The organism is Lacticaseibacillus camelliae DSM 22697 = JCM 13995, assembly GCF_001436615.1.
Lineage (GTDB): Bacteria > Bacillota > Bacilli > Lactobacillales > Lactobacillaceae > Lacticaseibacillus > Lacticaseibacillus camelliae.
Genome location: NZ_AYZJ01000039.1, coordinates 1 through 20,380 on the forward strand (window position 1 = coordinate 1; position 20,380 = coordinate 20,380).

At 54.1% G+C, this 20,380-nt stretch carries 22 protein-coding genes and 1 pseudogene; 11 read left to right on the top strand and 12 right to left on the bottom strand.

The genetic code is table 11. The annotated features are described in order from the left end of the window. The 3 genes from FC75_RS07950 to FC75_RS07960 form a co-directional block, all read right to left on the bottom strand. On the bottom strand, positions 1 to 1,169 hold a 1,169-nt coding region (locus tag FC75_RS07950), incomplete at its 3' end, for a MalY/PatB family protein (RefSeq protein ID WP_056989586.1). Positions 1,170 to 1,184: 15 nt separating this feature from the next. Then, positions 1,185 to 2,759 (bottom strand): PTS transporter subunit EIIC, encoded by a 1,575-nt coding sequence (locus FC75_RS07955; protein WP_056989587.1) that lies wholly within the window; start codon positions 2,757 to 2,759, stop codon positions 1,185 to 1,187. 118 nt (positions 2,760 to 2,877) lie between these two features. Continuing rightward, positions 2,878 to 3,816, bottom strand: a complete 939-nt coding sequence (locus FC75_RS07960; RefSeq protein ID WP_235808716.1) for a PRD domain-containing protein — start codon at positions 3,814 to 3,816, stop codon at positions 2,878 to 2,880. 324 nt (positions 3,817 to 4,140) lie between these two features. On the opposite strand from FC75_RS07960, the gene FC75_RS07965 reads away from it, so the two are divergent. Next, positions 4,141 to 4,755 carry a hypothetical protein gene (locus FC75_RS07965; RefSeq protein WP_056989588.1) on the top strand — a complete coding sequence of 205 codons (615 nt, stop codon included), beginning with the start codon at positions 4,141 to 4,143 and terminating at the stop codon, positions 4,753 to 4,755. A 161-nt stretch (positions 4,756 to 4,916) separates the two neighbouring features. Here FC75_RS07965 and FC75_RS07970 read toward each other — a convergent pair whose 3' ends face one another. Then, on the bottom strand, positions 4,917 to 6,200 hold the full coding sequence (locus tag FC75_RS07970; RefSeq protein ID WP_056989589.1) for an ABC transporter substrate-binding protein: 1,284 nt from the start codon (positions 6,198 to 6,200) through the stop codon (positions 4,917 to 4,919). Positions 6,201 to 6,474: 274 nt separating this feature from the next. Here FC75_RS07970 and FC75_RS07975 point away from each other — a divergent pair, with 274 nt between their 5' ends. Further along, entirely contained in the window at positions 6,475 to 6,933 is a 459-nt protein-coding gene (locus FC75_RS07975; RefSeq protein ID WP_054664176.1) for an NUDIX hydrolase, read from the top strand. Between the two features lie 93 nt (positions 6,934 to 7,026). Here the strand turns inward: FC75_RS07975 and FC75_RS12685 are convergent, their stop codons facing one another. From FC75_RS12685 to FC75_RS07985, 3 genes are all read right to left on the bottom strand, one after another. Next, entirely contained in the window at positions 7,027 to 7,167 is a 141-nt protein-coding gene (locus FC75_RS12685; protein WP_156314368.1) for a hypothetical protein, read from the bottom strand. A gap of 113 nt (positions 7,168 to 7,280) precedes the next feature. Continuing rightward, positions 7,281 to 7,979: a VIT1/CCC1 transporter family protein gene (locus tag FC75_RS07980; RefSeq protein WP_156403599.1), complete on the bottom strand. Its 699-nt coding sequence runs from the start codon at positions 7,977 to 7,979 to the stop codon at positions 7,281 to 7,283. A gap of 18 nt (positions 7,980 to 7,997) precedes the next feature. After that, positions 7,998 to 8,666 carry a VIT1/CCC1 transporter family protein gene (locus tag FC75_RS07985; RefSeq protein ID WP_054664173.1) on the bottom strand — a complete coding sequence of 223 codons (669 nt, stop codon included), beginning with the start codon at positions 8,664 to 8,666 and terminating at the stop codon, positions 7,998 to 8,000. A 429-nt stretch (positions 8,667 to 9,095) separates the two neighbouring features. On the opposite strand from FC75_RS07985, the gene FC75_RS07990 reads away from it, so the two are divergent. The 7 genes and pseudogenes from FC75_RS07990 to FC75_RS08020 all read left to right on the top strand — a co-directional run bounded on the left by FC75_RS07990 (position 9,096) and on the right by FC75_RS08020 (position 14,759). Then, positions 9,096 to 10,751 carry an Nramp family divalent metal transporter gene (locus FC75_RS07990; protein WP_156403598.1) on the top strand — a complete coding sequence of 552 codons (1,656 nt, stop codon included), beginning with the start codon at positions 9,096 to 9,098 and terminating at the stop codon, positions 10,749 to 10,751. After that, the gene (locus FC75_RS07995; protein ID WP_054664170.1) at positions 10,751 to 11,188 is read left to right on the top strand and encodes a universal stress protein; all 438 of its coding nucleotides are present in this window, start codon (positions 10,751 to 10,753) and stop codon (positions 11,186 to 11,188) included. Before FC75_RS07990 ends, FC75_RS07995 begins: the two co-directional genes overlap by 1 nt. Positions 11,189 to 11,273: 85 nt before the next feature. Beyond that, complete coding sequence (locus FC75_RS08000) at positions 11,274 to 11,837, top strand: cadmium resistance transporter (protein ID WP_054664185.1); 564 nt, start codon at positions 11,274 to 11,276, stop codon at positions 11,835 to 11,837. Between the two features lie 13 nt (positions 11,838 to 11,850). Then, positions 11,851 to 12,159 carry an ArsR/SmtB family transcription factor gene (locus tag FC75_RS08005; RefSeq protein ID WP_054664167.1) on the top strand — a complete coding sequence of 103 codons (309 nt, stop codon included), beginning with the start codon at positions 11,851 to 11,853 and terminating at the stop codon, positions 12,157 to 12,159. A gap of 132 nt (positions 12,160 to 12,291) precedes the next feature. Beyond that, positions 12,292 to 13,032 (top strand): metal ABC transporter ATP-binding protein, encoded by a 741-nt coding sequence (locus tag FC75_RS08010; RefSeq protein ID WP_056989591.1) that lies wholly within the window; start codon positions 12,292 to 12,294, stop codon positions 13,030 to 13,032. After that, positions 13,029 to 13,796: pseudogene (locus FC75_RS08015) on the top strand (metal ABC transporter permease); the annotation flags it as partial. The gene FC75_RS08010 and the pseudogene FC75_RS08015, both read left to right, overlap by 4 nt. Before the next feature lie 21 nt (positions 13,797 to 13,817). After that, the gene (locus FC75_RS08020) at positions 13,818 to 14,759 is read left to right on the top strand and encodes a metal ABC transporter substrate-binding protein (protein WP_054664164.1); all 942 of its coding nucleotides are present in this window, start codon (positions 13,818 to 13,820) and stop codon (positions 14,757 to 14,759) included. 44 nt (positions 14,760 to 14,803) lie between these two features. Here the strand turns inward: FC75_RS08020 and FC75_RS08025 are convergent, their stop codons facing one another. From FC75_RS08025 to FC75_RS08045, 5 genes are all read right to left on the bottom strand, one after another. Continuing rightward, positions 14,804 to 15,403, bottom strand: coding sequence for a DUF805 domain-containing protein (locus tag FC75_RS08025; protein ID WP_054664161.1), 600 nt, complete (start codon positions 15,401 to 15,403; stop codon positions 14,804 to 14,806). Positions 15,404 to 15,671: 268 nt separating this feature from the next. Further along, a complete protein-coding gene (locus tag FC75_RS08030) occupies positions 15,672 to 15,920 on the bottom strand; it encodes a hypothetical protein (RefSeq protein ID WP_054664158.1) in 249 nt (82 codons plus the stop codon). Positions 15,921 to 16,023: 103 nt separating this feature from the next. After that, the gene (locus FC75_RS08035) at positions 16,024 to 16,713 is read right to left on the bottom strand and encodes an ABC transporter ATP-binding protein (protein ID WP_054664155.1); all 690 of its coding nucleotides are present in this window, start codon (positions 16,711 to 16,713) and stop codon (positions 16,024 to 16,026) included. A gap of 5 nt (positions 16,714 to 16,718) precedes the next feature. Beyond that, positions 16,719 to 17,774, bottom strand: a complete 1,056-nt coding sequence (locus FC75_RS08040; RefSeq protein WP_056989592.1) for an FtsX-like permease family protein — start codon at positions 17,772 to 17,774, stop codon at positions 16,719 to 16,721. Positions 17,775 to 17,778: 4 nt separating this feature from the next. Continuing rightward, the gene (locus FC75_RS08045) at positions 17,779 to 18,273 is read right to left on the bottom strand and encodes a TetR/AcrR family transcriptional regulator (RefSeq protein ID WP_235808717.1); all 495 of its coding nucleotides are present in this window, start codon (positions 18,271 to 18,273) and stop codon (positions 17,779 to 17,781) included. Between the two features lie 226 nt (positions 18,274 to 18,499). On the opposite strand from FC75_RS08045, the gene FC75_RS08050 reads away from it, so the two are divergent. Together FC75_RS08050 and FC75_RS08055 are read left to right on the top strand one after the other, a co-directional pair. After that, positions 18,500 to 19,222, top strand: coding sequence for an ABC transporter ATP-binding protein (locus FC75_RS08050; protein ID WP_054664152.1), 723 nt, complete (start codon positions 18,500 to 18,502; stop codon positions 19,220 to 19,222). A 1-nt stretch (position 19,223) separates the two neighbouring features. Then, on the top strand, positions 19,224 to 20,375 hold the full coding sequence (locus FC75_RS08055) for an ABC transporter permease (RefSeq protein ID WP_056989594.1): 1,152 nt from the start codon (positions 19,224 to 19,226) through the stop codon (positions 20,373 to 20,375). Positions 20,376 to 20,380: the final 5 nt, after the last annotated feature.

Here is a 20,380-nt window from a genome sequence, read left to right on the forward strand (position 1 = left end):
CATGGCCTTTCTGGTCTAGTCGTCAGGGTGTTGCACTTGAATTGTAAACTGGGGAAGCGAAGAAAGTCATCTGCGTTTGCGACATAGTCATCACCAATACCAACGACCACACCCGCCTCCTCGGCCATAGTCTTGGCAATAGTGTGCATATCAATACCAAATTCGGCCACATCAACCCAAGGCAGGTAGGACGTATCCATATCCATCAGCTGCCAGCCGGGGAAATCATGCTTGATAAAGTCTGCAGTAATCCGAAGGTTCTCTCTGATGTAGGCTTCACACTGATCACACCAGTCGGCACATTCTTCATATGCTACTGTCATTGCAATCTGGCCTGGCACATTAGGAGAAGTCACGGAGTTCGCGGCGTAACGCTTACGGAAGATTGCCCGCAGGTTATCGTTAGGAATGATCGAATACGACAACTTCAGGCCGCCTAAGTTAAATGCTTTATTCGGAGAAGTAAACATGACAAGATTATCCAAATATTTCGTGGGTAACTGCAGCGCAGAGACGAAGGTCCCATGCATGATGTGCTCAGAGTGAACTTCATCCGAAACCAACAGCACATGATACTTCTCGCACAGATCGGCGTACCTAATGATCTCATCTCTTGCCCACATCCGGCCAGACGGATTGTGCGGGTTGCAGAAGAAGGTCAGCTTTGGCTTCTTAGTCGCCATCGCCTCCTCAATTCCATCCCAATCCATGTCATAGCGTGTCCCGTTCTTGATTAAAGGAACCGTGACTACACCACGATTATTATGCTCAGCTGCATAAGCAAACGGACCATACACTGGCGTATTGATCAGAATACTGTCTCCAGGCTGGAGCAGAGCTTGAATCAGGACGTGCATATTAGGCACCGTCCCATAACCCAATGTAATCCAATCCTTCTTCACGTCATTACCGTGACGAGTCTTTTGCCAGTTAATCACACTCTGGTACCAACGGTCAGTAGGGTATGTATACCCATATGCACCGTTCTCCGACATCTTAGCCAATGCCTCGCGGATTTCAGGCGCTGCCTGGAAATCCATGTCAGCAATCCAAAGTGGAATAAAATCATCCCGAACTTTCGGAAACTTACTATGAACAATTCCAGAGTCCCACTTCCGCGCATTATCAATTGATCGATCAGCCAGTGTATCAAAATCATACTGTGTCATTATTTTGCATCCCTTCTAAGCAGGTGAGGCGCCCCCGTTAGACATTAACTTTTCAACGCCGTCTTTAACACTTTGAACCTGCGCGCCATACACAATTTGAACTGACTTTTCCGCCTTCATAATTGCAAGCGCACCAGACTGCTTCAATTTATCTTCATCCAACTTGCTAGGATCCTTAACTTCCAAACGCAGACGGGTCACGCAATTATCGAGTGACACAATGTTAGCGGCACCGCCAAGTGCGCCAAGGATAACGCTAGGATCGTAAATACCAGCACCTTTAGTCATCACAGCTGCACCCTCAGCTTCACGTCCAGGCGTCTTGACGTCCTTTTTCAAAATGTACCAACGGAAGAAGAAGAAGTAAATTGCAAACCAAGCAGCACCAACTGGAATCAGTAACCACCATCTGGAACCGGGTTGCAACCAACCGAAGAGAATCCAGTCAAGCACACCACCATCGGTGTTCCCCATTCGTGCACCAAGCAGTGCCATAATCGAAAGGGAGAAGCCTTCCATGACTGTGTGGAAAACATACAGCATTGGCGCGATAAACAGGAACAGGTATTCAGTTGGCTCAGAAATACCGGAAACAAACGCAACCAGTGTCGCTGAAATCAGCAAGCCTTTAATCCGATCACGATTCTCTGGCCGTGCTGTCAGGTAAATTGCAAGGCAGATAGCTGGCAACCCAAACATGAAGGTCGGCATGAAGCCTTGAGAAAGGAAGGCTGTGGCTTTACCAGAAACGGGAACACCAGCGTTAAGCTGTGCGTAGAAGATGTTTAATGCCCCATTGACGGTCTTCCCGGCAACGACCGCAGTCCCACCAGCATCAGTAAAGCGAATCATTGCTAGGAGAATGTGGTGAAGACCCATCAACTTCAAGATGGATAGTGCAATCCCATACAGGAATGGCCCGAAGATACCCGCCCCTTGAATCAGATGACCCAAGGCCACGATGCCGCTCTGGAAGATTGGCCAGATGAATGGCATCAGCAAGCCGACAAATGATTCGACAATCACAGAAATGATTGGGATAAAACGAATCCCGCCAAAGAATGAGAAGGCATCGGGAAGCTTAATTTCCTGATACCGTTCCAAAAGGAAATAGGTGATCAGGCCAACTAAGATACCGCCTAAAACCCCCATTTCAAGTGATTGAATACCAAGAACCATTGACTGTCCCGCAGCTTGCATCTTTGCTGCGGAGACCAGCTTACCCTGCAACTGAAGCATAAAGTTGATGCCCAAGTTTAGGGAAATGTATCCAGCGAAAGCCGCGATAGTGCCAACACCTTTATTCCGCTTAGCTAAACCGAACGGAAGCGACATCGCAAACATTGCTGGTAGATAAGTGAACCCAAAACTGCCGACGGTGTTCATAAATGAAAAGACAATATTGACCCAATGAATCTGTAAAAATGGCAACCGATCCATCATTGATGGCGCGGTAAACGCACTCCCGAGTCCGACCAAGATTCCCATGGCGGACAGAGTTGCGATTGGGAACATAAACGACTTACCCAAGTTCTGCATAAACGCATAAAATCTGGTCTTTCGGCTTTCTTTCGCCGCTGCGTTGTCCATAATTGATGCTCCTCTCAGAAAATTAGCTCAAATATGTAAAATGCCCAACGACTACAGCATCTATATCAATGATATGTGCTGTGATCGTCGGGTATTGCCTACTCAAAGTTACAAGCCCTTATTCAGTTATATGAACGATATGAATCAAAAGGTAAAGTCTATCGGAATCAGTAAACTTATAATCCAGCTTTTGAGCTAGATAGCTTACAACCTGATCTAGGCAATTCCCCGCGCGCGGATGCCCGCGCTTTAATGCCTCAAGTAATGCTGAATCATCAGGCGACGTAGTGGTCACGTGTTTTGACCCACTGCGTAGTATCAGATAATGTAAGTGAGTCATCAAACGATTAACTGCAATACTATCGTCTGAAAACTTACGTCCGAACGCCGCTTCAATGATGTTGTTCACGTCGGTCGTGATCTCCAAAAAACTGGCAAAAGTATCAACCGAACTTTTCGAATTCTGAATCTCATGTTCGACCAAATGAATGGTGATAAAACCTGCTTCATCATCAGAGATAGGTTCACCGGAAAGCTGCTGAATCATCTCCTGCGCCTGTTTTCCAACCGCAAATTCTTTGGAGAAAAAGCGTTTCAAATCGTAAAGCATTGGATTGGCAAGATTCAACCCCATCTTAACCCGCTCGACCGCGAAATAGATGTGATCAGTTAGGGGAATCAACAAATGTTCATCAAAATCGGCATCTATCTGGCTTTGAGCCAGATGAATGATTTTCTCTGTGAGTTCAAAATATTCACGCGGGATCTTTTCAGATAACTCTTTAAACTGTCCGATCCATTGCTCGTCATCAGATGGCACGGCGGAAAAAACACGATCAGTTTTCTGAAGCTCATAGTGATTGCCAGCGTGTGCTTTAAACCCTATCCCACGACCCCAAATAATCTTCTGTTGATCTTGCCCATCTTCAACGAGTATGACATTGTTATTCAGTACTTGTGAAATTAGCAAGATATTCACCTTGTTTATCTTGACGACGAGTTTCTTAGTTAGCCACCCTCTCGGATTTTGTAAACGTTTACGGTTGTATGATAGCATCTTTACCTTCTTTGTCAAAATAATTTCAACTGAGCTCTCCGTCCGCGTCCCATATAATCCAATCGTCTCGTTATTTTATTTTTGTGTGGTCTCAAAAGGCGCGTTCCTCTACTTGCGGAAAAACAAATCCAAAAGAAAAAGGTGGTCCTTATTTCCTTATGTTATTCATTAGAGAAAATAAGTTTTGAATTTGGCCAGAGCCTCCTGTTGTCAGCGCTTGCACATTCACAACACTCATGGTACACATTAATACTGGAGCTGGACGAAGTAGCTCGAATCACATTTGTTCTCGGCTTTTTAGGCACCTTGGCTGTGAGGGATAAAATGACAAAAGCATATAACCAACCGTGGTATCAAAAAAAGATCATTATTATACCGATTGCTTTTGTGGCAGCCGGTATGATTCGTGGAATTATTGGCTACACTGATGACAATACAGGCTATAACAATCAACCGTTGAAAGAAAGTCAGACAGCTGGAACCCCTAAGGCCACCAAAGCAGAGATGTCACTTCATACTGGAATGACCAAATCTGAGGTTACAAAAGTATTGGGTAACCCGACAGATCATCAAGGAGATTATTGGGCTTACCCCTCTGTTAGTATTCGGTTTGACACCGAGGATAAAGTTGTCGCCGGTAATTTTGGTGGCCTGTTGAAAGAAAAGGTGACACGGTCGAGCTCTATAAAGCAAGCACAAATCAAGACCTCCGCAAAAGTGTTTGGGCAGCTGTCCGTACAGCATATTAGAGCTCTCAGAGAGATTTATCGTTCAAAAAAAGTCAATGATAATCAGACCATGTATGCTTTTAAAACACCAGAAGGAGACGCGCTGGTTCGATTAGACGATAGTGGTCACCAAACACAAGTGTTCTTGTGGAACGATGCCAAGCAAGAAATTGGTCAAAAAGTGTACTACGCTGGAGAAACAAAGCAATAGTTATATCGACAACACCGTTATTCTTAGTCTGACTGACGTATGTGTTTACCATAAATTCCAAAAGCTTTTCGGGTAATATGAATAATTCGCCCCACCAGAAAACACCCAAGCAACATATTCGCAGATTGCGAACGAATGCTTGGGTGCCTGTCTGAGAGAAACTAGTTCTTGTTCTCTTTCAAAATCGCTTCCGTCTTCTTCTGCAGGGCATCGAACGCGGTCTTACCAGCGGTGCCTTTGGTCAGTGTGCTGTCGACTGTGTCCATCAGGTCGTTGCGGTAGTCACCGTAGCCGGCGAAGACGGTCGAAGCAAACGCAGTGTCGGAGGCATCCACAGCCGCCTTAAAGGTCGGGTTGGCTTTCAGGTAGTTCTGGTAGGTCGCGGACTGCGTGGCGCTCTTGGTGATCGGCACGTAGCCGGACTTCTTGGCCCAGTATGCCGCGTTCTGCTTTTTCAGCAGGAACTTCTGGAAGGCCCAAGCGCCTTGCTGCTGAGCCTTGCTTGCGCCCTTGAACAGGACGTTGTCATTCCCGTTGAGCGGCTCAGCCACGGAATCGTTGGCAAAGCTTGGCACGGTCGCAGTACCCCACTTCATGCCCTTTGGCGCCTCAACGGAGCCGATAGAGCTCGAACTGCCGATGCCAAACACTGCCTTTTGCTGGCTGAATGGCACGGTAAAGTAGTAATCGGTGCCGGCGGTCTTGATGTAGCCGGCCTTGCGCAAGCTGAGGATCTTGTCAACTGCGGCCAGCGTGGTCGGCGCGTTAAGGTTCGCCTTGCCGTCTGCCGTGATCAGCTTATGGCCGGCCTGCATCGCCATGCCTTCCAGCTGCACGTCGTACGACTGGTCCATCGCCAGCGTTGCCAGACCGTCCTTCTTCAAGGCCGGGCCCATTTTTTCAATGTCGTCCCAGGTTTTCGGCATGGTCAGGTTGTATTTCTTCATCAGGGTCTCGTTGTAAAACAGGACCTGCGTGGATTCGGAGTACGGCAGGCCGTAATACTTGCCCTTGTACTCGCCGGCCTTCAGGAAACTTGGGTAGACGTCGCTGAGCTGAGCGGCGGACAGCTTGTCGCTGCCGTGCAGCATCTGTGAATCCCACGGGATCAGGAAGTCGTTCTTAACGTAATCACCGATGTTGGTGGTCGGTGCCTGCGCCATGACCGGTAGGGTCTTGCTCTTGGCCGCAGCCATCAGCTTTTGTTGCAGGGCGTCATAACTGCCCTGGCTGGTCGCAACGACCTTGTACTTGCTTTGACTCTTGTTGAAATCATCAATGGTCTTCTGCTGGGCCTTGTTCCAAGACCCGGTCATGCGGTGCCAGTACGTGATTTTTACCGGCTCCGACTTGGACTGACTGCTGCTATTGCCGCAGCCCACCAATCCCACTGTCAAAAGTGCCCCAACTGCTAACGCGAGCACACGGCTCATGCGTTTAGTCATGTTTAATTCCTCCAAATATGAAAAATGTGGTGTCTTGTCACTAGCCATTATGCCGACTTTTGACCGGAATTGAAAGGGATATGCTCAGATTCAGTGAATTTTTTCTAGGGTGTCGCCCCTTTTGGTGTGAGGCTTCAACTGAAAACGCCGCGCAAATCTTCCACCTAATTGCTGAAAGCGTCGCCATTTTGTGCGGGCGGGCTGCGCGGGCCAGTCCGTCAATAATGCCAGCGCCAAGAAATGCGAGTATGCTAGAGGAAAAGGGAGGCGCCTCATGCCAGAAACTTATGGATACATCAAAGCGGTTCGCGAAAAAGTTGGCCACATGCCGTTGATCCTCAACTGCGCGGCAGGCATCCTGCTCAACGACAAGCGCGAAGTCCTGCTCAACCATCGGACCGACAACGGGACTTGGAGCCTGCCGGGCGGGTACATGGAGTACGGCGAGACATACGCGCAAACACTGGTCTGCGAGTATAAGGAAGACAGCGGACTAGATGTCGCGATCGTGCGCCAGCTGCACTGCTTCGACCAAGGGGAGACAGTTTACCCGAACGGTGACGTCTGCCAGACCATCGCCATGCTGTACGAGGTCAAGCAGGTCGGCGGCAGTTTTGCTGAGGCCGACCCGAACGAAACCACAGAGATGAAGTACTGGCCGCTGGACGCTTTGCCCCCGCTGCTGAACCAGCAGAACGCGGACATGGTCGCGTACGCCGCCAAGCATTGCTGATGAGACGCGAAAGCACCGCTCGAAAAAATTCGAGCGGTGCTTTCGTTTCCCATCGACTGCAATACCAACTGACCGCATTGCACTCGGCAAGAATTAGGCTAAATAAGACTGGTTGGTCATTGTGACTAGGTTCTGCAGGAGGAATCCGTCGATCATCCGCTCGCATTCCGTCTGGTCACGCAGCTGCATTTGAGTCGCCGCATCAATCATTGGCTGCTCGTTTGCTTCCGCCATGTCTTTCGCTCCCTTTCTCAGGGTCTACTGGCCTTTTTTTAGGTATTCCAAACATCTTGGTACAATGCCACCATAACACAACACCCGGGAAATAATCGGCCTGCTGCACAGTTTTACATGAGCTGCCCGATGCCGTAGTGAATGATCATGGTGATGATGCCGACGATCACATTGCGGATCATCGCGTTTTTGACCAGCCCGTTGCCCAGCTTGGCGGACAGATACCCGGTCAAAGACACCGACAGGATGACCGCCAGAATGGTCGCCGGCCACTGCCACGCCACCGGTGCCACAGTCATGGCAAACAGGGGGAAAATGCCACCCGACGCCGCAGACACCAGGGACGCAAACGCGGCGTACCACGGGTTCATGTAGTGATCCTTCTTCAGGCCATACTTCACCCGGATCACGGTGCCCAGTGCGTCCTCGTGCAGCAGCTGATCCGCGATTTTACCCGCCGTTTCGGCGGTGACACCACGCGCCACGTAGTAATCCGTGACCGCCTGCTTTTCACCGGCGAGATCGGTCTCGAGCAGCCGTGACTCCGCCGCCACGACAGCCTTTTCCGTGTCCTTTTGCGACGACACAGAGGCGTACTCACCGGACGCCATGGAAAAGGCACAGGCCAGCAGGTCGGACAGCCCCGCGATGAAAATCGTGAACTGGTTGGTGGTCGCGGCCGCCACGGAAAACAGCACACCGACGACAGTCAAAATGCCGTCATTAGCACCCAGGACCCCGGCTCGCAAGGTGTTGGCGCGCTCGGCCATGGTTTGTTTTTCTTTAGTTTTTGATTGATGCATAGTTTTCATCATCGTTGACCGCTTCCTTTAATGCGCAAACAGTGTGCCGATCCAATAAGTCACGGCCATGGTTAAGATCCCTGACACCACGTTGCGCAGCGCGGCCTTCCAGCGGTTGGCATTGCCCAGTGCCGCGGCGATGTAGCCGGTGATCGTCAGCGCGATCACGACTGCCACCACCGTGGCCCACAGCTTGATGGCCGCAGGGAACAAGGTGATCGCCACCAGCGGCAGGATTGACCCTGTCGGAAAGGCAATCATCGAGGACACCGCCGCCGCCACGGCACTGGTGGTCTCGCCGGAGTCGAACCCGTACCGTTCACGCACGGCCACGTTCAACGGGTCGCGGCTCAACATTTCACCGGTGGCCTGTTTTGCCAGCTCGCCGGAAATGCCTGTCTTCATATACTTGTGCTGGATGAAATCAAACTCACCCTGATAGTCGTCGTCAAGTGCCCGACTTTCTTCAGTGATCGCACGCTTTTGCCCGTCACGCTCGGCGTTTACGGAGACGTATTCCCCCATTGCCATGGACACGGTGCCGGCAAGCATGCCGGACAGCCCGGAAATGAGGATCGCGTAATTGTTGGCCGTCGCACCGGCCACGCCGATGACGATTCCCGCCACCGACACGATGCCGTCGTTGGCGCCCATCACGCTGGCGCGCAGCACGTTGACCTTTTCTGATAACTTCATGGTTCCACCCCACAATTTGTAACCATTCTAATATGTACATCAACCAGTCTAAGTCTCGACTTCTTCATTGTAAAGCAAGAAAACCGTTTCGTTTTGGTGTTCCTAAACAAATTAAGGTTCGGCTTTTCAGAGAATTGCCGCCCATCCCAGTCAATATGCGTTTTGTGCCCATATATAGGCATTGTCCCCTACATTTTCAATTTTTTCATTTACCGAATATTCTCGTTCACCACTGGATGAAAAGCTTTTACTGTCTTTTTGTTAGGGATTAAAAACTAACCAAAACGCTTAGAATCCCCGGTATTATGGGCATATCTCGCATATCTGCATACGTGCTTAAAAAGTTTTTATTAGGTTAGGCTAACAAATTACTTTACACGGAAAACTTCAGGGGTATACTGAGGGTGATTTCAGAAAGGATTGGGGATAGTGAAAGAAACAGAACAGCAACCCAAAAAGCGCAAGCTCATTGAGTACGCCAATGGACCATCGCTTGAGGAGATCAACGGCACCGTCGAAGTGCCAAAAGGCAAAGGATTCTGGCGTACATTACTGGCCTATTCAGGTCCCGGGGCTCTGGTTGCCGTCGGTTACATGGATCCAGGTAACTGGTCAACCAGTATCACCGGGGGGCAAAACTTCGGCTACCTCCTGATGTCCATCATCCTAATTTCAAGTTTAATCGCGATGTTACTTCAAAATATGGCGGCTAAACTTGGCATTGTGACGCAAATGGACTTGGCTCAGGCGATTCGGGCCCGGACAAGCAAGGCGCTCGGTATTGTCCTATGGATCATGACCGAGCTGGCCATCATGGCGACTGATATTGCGGAAGTTATTGGGGCGGCCATTGCGCTGTACCTGATGTTCGGCATTCCACTGGTCATTGATGTCTTCATTACTGTATTTGATGTGCTGCTATTATTGCTCTTGACCAAAATCGGCTTCCGGAAAATCGAAGCGATTGTTGTCGCCTTGATTCTCGTCATCCTGTTCGTCTTCGCCTATCAGGTCGCGCTGAGTCGGCCCGACTGGCTCGCGGCGATGAAGGGGTTGGTGCCGTCGATCGGCACAGTGGCTTCGCACCCGACGGTCAACGGCATGACGCCGCTGTCCGGGGCGCTGGGCATCATTGGGGCAACGGTCATGCCCCACAACCTCTACCTACACTCCGCGATTTCGCAGACGCGCAAGATCGACCACGATGACGAAGAGCAGGTCGCACAATCCGTACGCTTCAGTCAGTGGGATTCGAACATTCAGCTGTCCGTCGCCTTCGTTGTGAACTCTCTACTCCTAATCATGGGGGTCGCGGTCTTCAAGAGTGGCGCCGTCAAGGATCCGTCCTTCTTCGGCCTGTACAAGGCGCTATCTGACACCTCGGTCCTGTCCAACGGCATTTTGATCGCCGTTGCCAAGTCTGGCATTCTTTCCACACTGTTTGCGGTCGCGCTGCTGGCTTCCGGCCAGAACTCGACCATTACCGGCACCTTGTCCGGGCAGGTCATCATGGAAGGCTTCGTCCACATGAAGATGCCGCTATGGGCCCGGCGCCTGGTCACCCGGCTGATTTCCGTCATTCCTGTGCTGGTTTGCGTGTGGATGACGCGCAATCTGCCGCCGGTGGCCGAACACGAGGCCCTGAATAATTTAATGAACGATTCTCAGGTCTTCCTTGCGTTTGCACTGCCGTTTTCCATGCTGCCTCTGCTGCTCATGGTGGATTCCAAGGCCGAAATGGGTTCTCGCTTTAAGAACCGGCTCTGGGTCAAGATCTGTGGCTGGGTCTCGGTCATTGGATTGACCTTCCTGAACATGCTCAACCTGCCCGACGCGTTCGCCGATTTTGTCAGCCCAAGTATGGCCAATGAAGCGCACATGGCGGCTTACGTTGCCATCGTACTGATCCTGCTGCTGCTGGCTTGGTGCATGTACGACATGTACAAAGGCAACCAGGCGCTGATCGCGTCCGGGATTTCGCGCGATGACCTGCTGGCGGCCGGCAAGTCCGCTGACGAAATGGTCAAGCAGGAACGCGCCGAAGAAACTGCTGAAGATAAGAGCAAAAAGGAGGATAATCGCTGATGGCACAAGATGACTATCAAAAAATCCTCGTCGGCGTTGATGACTCCGAGGATGCCCTGGCCGCGTTTCAGTACGCGATTCACCGCGCCCGCGTCGATGGCGCCAGCCTCGTGATCACCACGATCATGGAAAGCGACGAAATGAATGTGTACGAAGCCTTGTCGAAGGACTACGTGCACGGCGAGCGCAAGGACCTCGAACAGCACCTGTCCGAATACGTTCAGCTCGCCGAAAAGGCCGGCATCAAGGACGTCCGCGCCGTGATTGGCGAAGGCGATGCCGGGGAAACCATCGTCAAAACACTCATCCCCAAGTACAAGCCGGACCTGCTGGTGATCGGCGCAGCGGCCAAGAAAGGCCTCGCCCGGCACTTCGGCTCGCAGGCCGCTTACATGGCGAAGTACGCGCCATGCTCCGTGCTGGTCGTGCGAGAGTAACTTAAACATTGCCCGGGAAATTAACGGGCTTTGTTTTTGGCGGATATATGCAACATAAAACATATAACAAGTTAGGATGTCGCTGATGAACTACTGGCTCCTCACGCTGACTTTTCTCAGTGTAAACTTAGACTTCTTTTTCATGCTGCTGTTCCTGCTGAAACGCTACTCGCGCGGCGCAGTGATCCTGGGCTACGTGCTCGGCGTCACCGTGCTGATGACCCTGAGCTTTGCGATCGGCAAAACGCTGGCGCTGCTGGTGCCCGAATGGACGCTGGGGGTCCTCGGTGTTCTGCCGCTGTACATGGCGCTGCGCCAGGACAACGATTCGGATCAGCCGCGCACGCAAACCTCGGCGGTCGCCTCGGTATTTTTGACCTACCTGTCCGTCTGCGCCGGCTGTAACCTGTCGATCTTCCTGCCGGTCCTGGCTGGCGAGACGCTGGCCCACTTCGGTGTCACACTGGTGTATATCGCACTTCTAGCCGTCGCGGTCGTCCTGGTCATCAACCTGATCGGCCGCCTGCCGCAGGTGGCGGCGATGATGAAGGCCCATGGCGAAACGCTGATGCGCGTGTGTTACGCAGCCGTAGGGCTCTGGGTCTTTTGGGACAGCGGTTTGATCTCCCACTTGCTTGCCCTAGTCTAGGAGATGGCCGAAAATGAATGCGCAACAATTGGCGGAAGCGGTGAAGATCTTTAAGGTCCTCAGCAATGACACTCGCGTCCGCATCCTATATTTTCTCAAAAACCACGAGGCCGACGTCACCACCATCACCGCCGGCTTGAACATCGATCAGCCGCAGGTCTCTCACCAGCTGGCGATGCTGTATCGGTACCGGCTGGTCTCGCGCCGCCGGGTCGGCCGCCACGTGTATTACGTGCTGGACGAGCCACACGTGCTGACGGTGGTCGACGCGATGCTGGCGCATGTTTCACATGAAACCGCCGGCCAGCCCGTTAAACTATAAACCAAATTGAGACCGCGTCATTCCCTCTGCCTGAGGGGGTGACGCGGCCTATTTTGGTTGCGCAAATTCGCCCCACCTGATATGCTTAGGTTGAGAAAAGTTTAGCCACGCCTAAAAATAAGGAGGGGTTCCATGCTGCAACTCACGGACCTCACCGTTGCTTACGATGCCACACCAGTGTTCACTGATGCGACCGTCACCTTCGACGCGGGCAAAATCACTGGCATCATCGGTCCCAATGGTGCAGGAAAATCAACGCTGATCAAGGCCGCGCTCGGCCTGATCAAAAAGCAACACGGCACGGCCACGTTCAACGACCGTCCGCTGAGCGTCTTCAAGCGCCGCATCGCGTATGTCGAGCAGCGCAAGGACTTAGACCTGACGTTTCCCATTAGCGCCTTCGACGTTGTGCTGACCGGCACCTACGCGCGCCTCGGCCTGTTCAACCATCCCGGCCGCGAGGAAAAGGTCCAGGCCAAGACCGCCCTTGAACAAGTTGAGCTGAGTGCGTTCGGCCAGCGCCAAATCGGCAACCTGTCCGGCGGCCAGCTCCAGCGCGTGTTCGTCGCCCGCGCGATCGTGCAGGACGCCGACCTTATCATCCTTGACGAGCCGTTTGTCGGCATCGACCTGCAAAGCGAAACCACCATCATGGCGATTTTGAAGCAGTGGCGCGACGCCGGCAAAACCATCATCATCGTGCACCACGACTTGAACAAGGTCTTCCAGTACTTCGACGACCTGGTCGTGATGAACCACGGCATCATCGACTACGGGCCAGTAGCCGAGGTGTACACCGCGGCAAACATCACGCGCGCCTTTTCCCCAGACCTGTCGGCGGTCCTGTTTGACCGTCAGGAGGTGGCGCAATGACGACCATTACCGAATTCATCACGGCACTGGGCCGCTACGGCTTCCTCCAAAGTGCGTTGCTGGCCGCCATCATGGTCGGCATCATGTCCGGGATCATCGGGGCGTTCATCATCCTACGCGGGATGTCGCTGATGGGTGACGCCATCTCTCACGCGGTACTGCCAGGGGTCGCCATCGCCTACATGCTTGGCATCAACCTGCTGATTGGGGCGTCGGTGTTCGGCATCATCGCGGCGCTGCTCATCGGCTTCGTTTCGACCCACAGCAAGCTCAAAACCGACACGTCGATTGGGATCGTCTTTTCCGCGTTTTACGCGTTGGGCTTCATCCTGATCGCCGCGGCCGGCAGCGCGGTGAACCTGAACCACATTTTGTTCGGTAACATCCTCGCCGTATCGGACGGCGACATCATGACCACTGCCATCGTGCTCGGCATTGTGCTGCTGTTTGTGGTGACCTTTTACAAGGAGTTGCAGATCACCTCGTTTGACCCGGTATTCGCGCAGACATACGGCCTCAAGGTCCAGATCATCCATTACAGCCTGATGCTGGTGCTGACGCTTGTCACCGTGTCGGCTCTGCAAACCGTCGGCATCATCTTGGTGGTCGCGATGCTGATCACACCGGCCGCCACCGCGTTTCTCTGGACGAACCGGCTGCCGGTGATGCTGGGGCTGTCCGCCGCAATCGGCGCCGTCTCCGCCACCGTCGGCCTCTACCTCAGCTACACCTTCAACTGGGCGTCTGGCCCGGCGATCGTGCTGGCCGACGAGGAGGTGCTGTAAATGCGTCGCTTCTGGCTCACGCTGCTCAGCGTCACCGTCATGATCGCTGGCGTTGCCTTATTTCTGACCACCCGCACCGACCGGCCGCATGCCGAGTCGCCAACTGGTAAGTTGCGCGTGGTCACCACCAACTCGATCCTTGAGGACATGGTGCAGCAGGTCGGCAAGGATAAGGTTGGGGTCTATTCGATCGTCGCGCGCGGCACCGACCCTCACGAATACGAACCGCGGCCTGCCGACATCGCCGCATCCGCCGAAGCCGATGTGCTGTTCCACAACGGCCTGAATCTGGAAACCGGCGGCAGCGGCTGGTTCACCAAGCTGGTCGACACCTCAGGCAAGCACTTCGGCCAGGACGTCTTCGCCGCCAGCGCCGGCGTGCGGCCGCGCCACCTGACAACCAATCCTGAAGAGCAAGATCCCCATGCCTGGCTGGACCTGGTGAACGGCATCCAGTACGTGCGGACCATCACCGACATTTTGGCTGAAAAGGATCCGCAAAACGCAGCGTTTTACCAGCAAAATGCGGCTGCCTACACCAACAAGCTCGCGGCCTTGCACGAAGACGCTAAGGCGCAGTTCCAGGACCTGCCGGAAGACCGCCGCGTCCTGATCACTTCGGAAGGCGCGTTTAAGTACTTCGGCGCCGCCTACGACCTGACGCCGGCCTACATTTGGGAGCTGAACTCTGAATCCCAGGGGTCGCCGGAACAGATGAAGGCCGTGCTGGTCAAGATCGAAAAAAGTAACGTCCGCAGCCTGTTCGTGGAAACCTCCGTGTCCCCCAAGTCCATGACCAAAATTGCCCAAGACACCGGCCTGCCGATCCACGCCCAGCTGTTCACCGACTCCCTGGCCAAAACCGGCACGAACGGTGACACGTACTACGACATGATGAAGTGGAACCTGGAAAAGATCCACGAAGGCCTGAGCAAGGCGTAACGCAAAAGAGGCCGCGCCGGCCCCTTTTTTGGTACATTCAATTACTACTTCTGATCATCTTCCTTGGCAGCAAACACGCTGGGATTGATGCGCGAGTCAAGCCCATCATCCTGGGTGAAGCCGTTACGTGAAACTGGCAGCGGCTTGGACGGCAACAGCGCCAAGATGATCATCGACAGCAGGGCCGCCCATTCCACCAAACTCTGCGCGGTCGATCCGCTCTTCAGTAGCTGCGCGCCGCTGTACACAATGATCTGGATGGGAAAAATCCACCACGGGATCCCGCCGTCACGGTAGCGCCGAACCGTCAGGCCAATGCCTGGCAGCAGTACCGCCACGTAGAACACGACCACCAGCACCAGAAAAATCACCAGGCCCGCCCCGAGGCTGGCAAACAGCTTCTTGGGATCAATCCCGCTGGAACTGCCAACGATGGCACCGACCACCGCGCCGAGGAACGCAATCATCACAATGATGGATAAGATGGTCTGAAACAGCGTGATCCACCAGTATTCACTCCGGCTGGACCGCCCCTTGAAGTTCACATAATTACCAAAAAACGCCTTGATCGATGTGAAGCCGGTCGCCCGATAGTACCGATTGTGCGCCGCGGCTTGCTCGGCTTGATTGGATTTAATTGCCATTTTCCTTACCCCCTTGTCTGATGGTGACGGGTGAATCATAGCACGGGCGATTACCCATCACAATATAATTAATATCATTAACCAATATTCGTCCACTGTTATACCGATTTCACAGTTTTGATTCGGACTCATGTGCGGCCTGACCTAGCCATCACCGAGCATTGCCCATCTTACCGAGTAGTCAAGTTGGCACTAAAAGGCGCGGCGAGCCTGACCTGAAACCATCAAAAAGCGGCCCGCCCCTTCACGAGGCAAGCCGCTATTCGTGCTACTGCAATTCCTTTTGCCGCGGGGCCACGACCACGTTCGCCCCCATCGACATCAACCCATTAAACGTCTCTTCGCAGTCGGTCAGGTCAAAACCCTGCTTGCCTGTCGGCTCCGGAAATCTCACGGTGGTGATCGGTGCCACTTCATTCAGGTACTCCAGCGCGGCCGGGGTGTCGGTTTTCAACCCGTCGTCCCACCAAAACAACACCGGGTTCTTGCTGACCATCAGACTGACCTTGAACTCCATGTGACTCGTCCCCTTCCCATTGATGAAAACGCTTTATCCACATCTAGGATAACGCATGTTAGGGATAAAATGCGAATCATATGCTCAGGGTGTCGCCGTTTTTTTAGCTCGCGACGGCCTCGGCCCCGCTCAGCCAGCCGTCCTGCATGTTGTATAGGTGGTCGGCAAACGGCATCAGTCGCGTGTCGTGGGTCACGACCACCACCGCCTTGTTGTGCTTGACAGCTAAGTCCTTGAGCAGCGCGCCGACGACTTCGACGCGGGCACTGTCAAGTGCCGCGGTCGGTTCATCGGCCAAAATGATCGCCGGGTCTGGATACAGCGCCCGCGCGATGGCGACGCGCTGCTGCTGGCCGCCGGAAAGCTCCCCAGGGTACTTGTGCACCAGGTTCTGAATGTCTAGTGTCGCCAGCACGTCGTCAAGTTGCGACTTCGACAGGTTGCCGGTCGGTTTGACCTTGTCGACCAGCTTGAACTGATCGGCAACGGTCAGGTACGGCAGCAGGTGGTACGCCTGCAAGACAAAGCCGATGGCATCCAGGCGCAAGGCGTCGCGCTGCTTTTTTGAGCGCTCGGTGTACTTGATGCCGTTCACCTCAACGCTGCCACTGGTTGGCGTCAGCAGACCACCGGCGATGGTCAGAAAGGTGCTTTTCCCCGATCCGGACGGCCCCATGATGAGACTCAGCGACCCGGCGTCCGCCTCAAAACTGACGTCATGCAGCGCCTCGACCCGGGCGGTGCCGGTGCCAAATACTTGGCTCACGTGTGAGACTGAAAATGAATTTTTCATGTCGCTCAACCTCCAATAACGGAAACGGGATCAACGCTCAGCACCGATTTGATTGGGATCAGACTCCCCAGCAGCGCCATGACCAGCAGGCCCAGGCCCACTTCAGCCAGCGCGGGAATGTCGAAGGCCATCGGCACGGCGCTCGGCATCACAGCGGCCGTCGCGATGGTCAGCACCGTCGCGAGCACCAAGCCGGAAAGCACCAGCAGGAGCGACTGCGACACCGTCGCTGAGACCAGCACCTTGCTTGGAATTCCCTGCGCGCGCATCACCGCGTAATTTGGCAGCTTCTGCATCGTCAGGATGTACAGGAACACGGCGATGATGATCAGCGAGATGACCATCAAAAACCCGATCATCAGGATGAAGGTCGCGTTTTGCGCGGAGTACCCAGGCAGCTTGTTAATGACCTGCTGCTTGGTGTAAGTCTTCACGCCCGAAGCCGTATTTTTATAGTTCTTGCTTTGCGAAATCACCGCCGAGCCCACCGGCCCCGCGACGATGCCGCGCAGTGCAGACCAGCTGCTCAGCCGCCCGTAAACCACCGGCGCGATGTTCAGCTTGGCCTTATCGGTGAACCCAACGATGGTGAACTTATCCTTGTAGTCGTTCAGCTGAAGCTTGTCGCCCAGCTTGTAACCGGCGTTCTTGAACGCGGTGTCGACCACGACCTCGTTGCCTTTTTGCACATTGCGGCCGGCCGTCAGCTTAAGATTTTTGTAGATGAATTGGCTTGGCTTCAGCCCCAGGAACACGGCGGACTGCTGCTTTTGCCCTTTGGCCTTGGCGACAACGCTGGTTTCGCCCAGCAGCGCCTCCTTTTTCGACAACTTACCGACCTGCTTTTGGGTCAGGAACGACTGACGCATGTCGGTATTCGCATCAGCGTTCAGCACGATGCGCTGCGCCTGCCAGCCATTGATGGCGTCGGTGTTCTGCTGCGCGAGGCCGAGCGCCAGGCTGGTCAGAATGAAGATCAGGTAGCCGATCAGCACAATCATGAAAATGATCAGCCCCGAGCGCAGTTTTTCCTTCTTAATTTCTTTCAGTGCTAAAAACATGACCTCATTCTCCTTCACTGCCGCGCGTCAAGGCGATGCGCAGCTGCGCGATTCGGGCCTCGGCGGTGTCCGGCGCTAACATAATGTCCTTCACGGTTTGGTGATACAGCACGGTGAACGCCCACTGCTTGGCGTCGCCACCGGGAATCAGCCGCGTTGGCGTCTCGCCCAGGTAGCCTTCGTTGTAGCGAAAATGCTGCTGGATCAGGTCGCGGTACTCGCACTGGCTAGTGGTTTCAATAAACTGGCGCAGCGCGGCGATGTACTCGTCGACGTTGCCGGCGGTCGGCCGCTTGGGCATCCCCTGGTGAATCTCGCGCATGGCGATGCCGAACAGGTACCGGTACGCATCGGTCAGGTCGGTAAAGTACTTGTAAAACGCGCCGCGCGCAATGCCGGCGTCTTTTACGATCCGCGCCACCTGGGCGTCGGCCAGCGAGTAATGGGAAAATTCATTCAGCAGCGCCTGGCGGATGCGTGCCTGTTTTTCTTCGTCCAAATGTTCAAAAGTGGGTAATACCAAGGCTAGTCCTCGCTTTCTGCGGTGGTGACGCCGTGTCACCACATGCCGATGTTGATTAGTATACGCGTCGGTGACACCGTGTCAACTTTTTTGTCTTAATTATTTTCAGAAAGCTTTTTGAAAAGTGAGTTGACACTCACTTTTTAGTCGGGTATAGTGATCGCCGTTGAGTGAGTCATCACTCACCAAGGAGACGATACGAATGACAACTAGATTAATTGATTTGAAGCACCTGCAAAAGAAGTTCAGCAAGCAAACCGTGCTGGCGGACGTCTCGCTGCACGTGGACGCAGGCCAGATCCTCGGGCTCATTGGCCCCAGCGGCGCCGGCAAGTCCACGACGATCAAAACTGCGCTGGGCATGGAAGTCGCAGACGGCGGCGAGGCCCTCGTGCTCGCCACGCACATGCCCAACCGCGCGCTGTTGGGTCAAATCGGGTACATGGCACAGGACGATTCGCTGTATGACGCCCTCACCGGCGAGGAGAACCTGCGCTTTTTCGGCCGCATGAAAGGCGTTAAAAAGGATGCGCTGACGGCAGACATTGCACATGTCGCCGACGTCGTGGACCTCACGCCCGACCTCAAAAAGCGCGTTTCCGGCTACTCCGGCGGCATGCGGCGCCAGCTTTCACTCGCCATTGCCCTGCTCGGTGACCCCGAGCTGCTGGTGCTGGACGAGCCGACTGTCGGCATTGATCCGGCGCTGCGGCGCAAGATCTGGCACGAGCTGCATCAACTGCGCGACGCCGGCCGCGGCGTCCTGATCACCACCCACGTGATGGATGAGGCCGAGCTCACCGATGAGGTCGCCCTGCTGCTCGACGGCAAGGTCATGGCCTACGATGCGCCGGCCAAGCTCGAGGCACAGTACCAGGTCAAGACGATCGAAGAAGTCTTCTTAAAAGCGGAAGGGGTGGCTTAATATGCGCGCACTTTATATTGCCCGCCGCGTGGTGACTGAGCTCATTCGCGACAAGCGCACCTTGGCGCTGATGTTTGTAGCGCCGGTGCTGATCATGTTTTTGATGAAACTGATTTTTACTCAGAGTTCGACCACCAGCGTCAAAGTCGCCACCGTCGGGCTGAACGACAATGTCCGTACCACGCTGAATGACGTCAAACACGTGGGGGTAATCAATAAGGCCAGCAATGCCAGCGCGCAACATGCACTGAAGAATCAAAAGGTCGACGCCGTGATTCACGAAACCAGCGCCAGCCATTACACCATCACCTACGCCAACACCGATGCCACCAAGACCAGCCTGGTCAAGGCCGGCTTCAACGCGGCGCTGACGCAAAATGGCATGAAGACGCTGAAGCAAACGACCGTCAAGCTGAGCAAAACCGTCAGCCAAATGGCGACCACCATCGCCAAGCTTTCCCCGCAGGCGGCCGCGGCCATGAAGCAGCCCAAAGCCAAGGCGCAACAGCGCACCAAGATCACCAACCATTACAACTACGGCGACAAGAACACCGGCTTTTTTGACAAAATCGTGCCGATCCTGATGGGCTTTTTCGTGTTCTTCTTCGTGTTCCTGATTTCCGGCATGGCGCTGCTCAAGGAGCGCACGACTGGCACGCTGGACCGCCTGCTGGCCACCCCGGTGCGCCGCGGTGAGATCGTGCTGGGCTACATGATCAGCTATGGCATCCTGGCCATGATTCAAACCGTCATCATCGTGCTGACCACAGTTGGCTTCATGGGCGTTGAAATCACCGGGACGCTGGGTGCGGTCATGGTCATCAACTTCCTGCTTGCCCTCGTCGCGCTGGCGTTCGGTATCCTGATGTCGACGCTGGCGGAATCCGAATTCCAGATGATGCAGTTTATCCCCATCATCGTCATCCCCCAAGTCTTTTTCTCCGGCATCGTTCCGCTGGATTCCCTGGCGAGCTGGGTCAAAGACATCTCCTACGTGCTGCCGCTGACTTACGCCGGCCACGCGATGACGCAGATCATCATGTACGGCACCAAGCTCACGAGCCTGGGGCTGGACATCGGCGTGCTTCTGCTTTTCCTGCTGGTCCTGACCGGCCTGAACGTCCGCGGCATGCGGCGGTATCGCAAGGTGTGATAAAC